General features: G+C 67.3%; 3 protein-coding genes. All 3 read right to left on the reverse strand.

Annotation, left to right across the window (positions count from 1 at the left end; all coding sequences use genetic code 11):
• On the reverse strand, window positions 1-1,389 hold a 1,389-nt coding region (locus tag ACT6Y9_RS09675; protein ID WP_443744370.1), incomplete at its 3' end, for an FAD-dependent oxidoreductase.
• Window positions 1,390-1,393: 4 nt separating this feature from the next.
• The gene (locus tag ACT6Y9_RS09680) at window positions 1,394-1,741 is read right to left on the reverse strand and encodes a cytochrome c3 family protein (RefSeq protein WP_295478494.1); all 348 of its coding nucleotides are present in this window, start codon (window positions 1,739-1,741) and stop codon (window positions 1,394-1,396) included.
• A 238-nt stretch (window positions 1,742-1,979) separates the two neighbouring features.
• The coding region (locus ACT6Y9_RS09685) for an FAD-dependent oxidoreductase (RefSeq protein ID WP_443744371.1) at window positions 1,980-3,352 on the reverse strand (1,373 nt) is incomplete at its 5' end.

Genomic DNA, 3,352 nt, shown 5'->3' on the forward strand with positions numbered 1-3,352 from the left:
CCAGCCGAGGACCTGGAACTCCTCGGTGACGCGCACGCCGCCGCAGGAGAGGTTGTTCCACGGGAACATGCGGATCATGCGCCACGGACCCTTTTCGAGCTTCCACTGCTGATCCGTGCGGCCGAACTGGTTGTCCACCTTCGTCTCGACGGCCTTGTTCCAGACGGCAAGCTGGTCCTTGAGGCCCTCGTAGTTGACGCCCGACTCCTTGCAGAGCTCCTCGATCGTGTCGGCCTTCCAGAGGTTCTCCTTCTTGTCGAACTCGGCGAGGATGCGCTCTTCGGTCCAGGAGGGCAGGCCCACCAGGGCGGAGAGCTTGATCTTCTTGAGCGTGCGCTGCCAGGTCGCCTCGTCCGCAAGGATGTAGTGGCAGCCGTCCGGGTTCGAAGCGAGCTTCGGCGTGACGTGGCAGATGCCTTCCTTCTCGGTGATGAAGCGACGGCCGTTCTTGTTGATTAGGATGCCGCCCTGACCGGAGATGAACCACCAGCGGCAGTAGGGGCCGTTGCGGCCGTGCGTGACGATGCCGCAGGGATAGGAGGCGATGTACTGCATGTGCGAGAGCGGGGTGCCCACGTCGCGCACGGCGATGCGCATCGCCTCACCGGTGTTCGAGGGACCGCCGATCACGACGCCCTTGCCGGCGACCGCCGGGACCCATGCGTCGAGCGATTCCGCAGAACCCGTGATGCCGCCCGTCGCCATGATGACGCCCATGCGGGCGCGGCAGGTAACCTTGTTGTCGCCCGTGCCGCACTCGACGCCCACCACGCGGTTGTCCTTCTCGTCGAAGAAGAACTTCGAGAGGCCGCAGCCGTGGTGGATCTTGAGGTTGCGCGCTGCGATCTCCTTCACGAGAACGTCGATGTAGTCGCGGCCCTTGAAGGAGTCCTGACGGTGGGCGCGCACGTTGGTGTGGCCCGCGTAGGGTTCGAGGTGGTGCGCGGCGAGGCCGTGGTCTTCGAGCCAGTCGAAGGCTTCGCCCGAATGCTTCGTGAAGCCGTAGACGGGCTCCTTAAGGGACTGGTGTTCGCCGTAGGCGATGATGTCGTCGGCGAAGGCCTTCCAGGAGTCCTTGATCTTCGGGTCGGACTTCTGCAGGCGCGAGCCGCAGGCGGTGAAGAGGCCGCCGCAGAGGTTCGTGGCGGTGTGGTAGGGCGACAGGCCCTTGTCGAAGATCTCGACCTTGGCGCCGCGGTCGAAGGCCTGGCAGGCGGCCATCAGGCCCGCGCCGCCGCAGCCGAGGACCACCACGTCCGTTTCAATGTCCCACTTCGCGGGGATCCCATTGTCGCGGCTCGCGGCGTGAGCGGCCGGGGCGACGGCGGCAGCGGCCGAAGCGGCGGCGGCGCCGAGGAAGGAGCGGCGGGAAAGAAGTTCCTTGGTCATTTTCTTACTCCCCCTTCATGCGGATCGTGAAGTTGTGGCAGTCGTTGCACTCGAAGCGCGGCTTGGCGTGCATGCTGTGGCAGTTCGTGCAGTCCTGCTCGCCGCGGTGGTTCATGTGCGGGTTCGGCGTGAGCTTGGCGGTGCGCTCGGCGAGCTTCGCGTAGGAGCCGTGGCACTGGAAGCAGGTTTCCTTCGCGGGTGCGGTCATGCCGTTCGTGTGGCAGGTCGTGCAGGGGAGTTTCGCGTGCGGGCCGTTGATCTGGGTGGGCATCGCGGCCGTGGCGGGCACGGCCGTCACGATCGCGAGCGCGCAGGCGACGGCGACGCCGAAGAGTCCGGTGGTCAGGGTCATGGTGAGTCTCTTTTGAAGGTTCTTTGCCGACGCCGTCCGAGGCGGGTGCCTTGGGCGTTGTTGCGGAGCGGCCTTCTTGGGTTCGGATGATCAGGCGTTCTTGTGACGCGCTTCATCCTTAAGAGAAGCTTAGAGATCAGCCTTTCGGCGCAATACCTCCCGTGGGAGGTATCCGGAACGTGTGGGAAAGACCCGGAGAAGGAAATAGCCGGCCGTCGTCCGGTCGGCGAACTAAGGGTTATCCCTTGGTGGTAGCGGACGCAGCGGCAGCTGCTGCGCCCGCGGCTTCTCGTCCGGCGACGTCGCCCATCACCAATGCGTCGGTGAGGCCGAGGCCTCCGACGCGCAACGCGCCGTGCACGCCTCCGGTGGTCTCGCCCGCGGCGTAGAGCCCTGGGATCACGCGGCCCGCGGCGTCCTTCACCTCGGCCTGAGGCGTAATCGCGATCCCGCCGGCGGTGTAATGGATCGACAAGGTCTCGAGTCCATAGTAGAAGGGTGGGGTCGCGACGGGAAGTCCTCGCATTGGAATCCCGAAGTCTTCGTCCCAGCCGTTCACGACCGACCGGTTGTAGCGCTCGAGCGTTTCGCGAAGCACCGTCTCGCTGCAGCCGATGCCGCGGGCGAGCGCGGCGAGGTCGGGCGCCTCCTTCACTGCCCCGTTCATGAGCTTCATGGGAAGCGTCGCCCCCTTGGGCGCGAGCGCGTCGGAAACTGCCCACATGCGCGCGCCGGGCTCCTTCAGCACGCGGCCGCACAGCTCCGCAAATCCTGCGCCCTCGGAAATGAAGCGGCGCCCTTGGGCGTTCACCCAGACTTCACCGCCCACGTAGTCCACGAGCCGGCCGCCCGCGAAGGGAAGCATGATCACGGCGTCCATGTCGCGGAGCGCCGCGCCGGCTTCAACCGCCATCAAAATTCCGTCCCCCGTGGAGCCGTCGAGGTATTCGCCCATGGGGTTGCCGGTGGTCTCCATGCCGCGCGGAACGTCCGGGCGAGAGCGGCGGATCATTGCGACGTTCCCGGTAAAGCCGCCGGTGGCGAGAACGACGGCACCCGCCTCGACGAGGAGTCTGCGCCCGTCGGAGCGCTCCGCCGTGAGGCCCGTGACGCGCCGCACGCCCTGACGGTCCTCAACCTGAAGCGCCGTCGCGGGCATGGAGAAGCGGACTTCGATTCCGGCGCGGCGCACCGCGCGCATCAGCGCCTGCACGTAGTCGTATCCCGACTGCGCTGTGCCGGTGTTCCAACTTCGCGCCGAAGGCGCCCCCACCGCACGGAAGGGAGCTTCGGACCAGGCGACGCCGAGGCGCGCGAGCCGCTCCTTCGCGGCCCACGACCCCTCGCAGACCACCCGCACGAGCGCCGGATCGGCGCGGCCGCCACCGGCGTCGAGCATTTCATTCATGAGCCCCGCCACCTCTTCGGGCGTGCGGGCGACGGAGACCGAGCCCGATGAGATCAGGGTGTGGCCGCCTGCGAGCGGAAGCTTTTCAATGACGAGCACGCGCTCCGCGCCCGCCTCCCGGGCAGCGAGCGCTGCGCAAAGACCCGCCGCGCCGGTGCCCGCGATCACGACGTCCACGCGGACGCGTACGTCGGCGAGCCGCA

The organism is Sutterella sp. (assembly GCF_052272535.1).
Classification (GTDB): domain Bacteria; phylum Pseudomonadota; class Gammaproteobacteria; order Burkholderiales; family Burkholderiaceae_F; genus Sutterella.

Bases quoted from the DNA above. Each gene is read 5' to 3' on its own strand.
- ACT6Y9_RS09680 (WP_295478494.1), bottom strand. From the start codon at position 1,741: ATGACCCTGACCACCGGACTCTTCGGCGTCGCCGTCGCCTGCGCGCTC.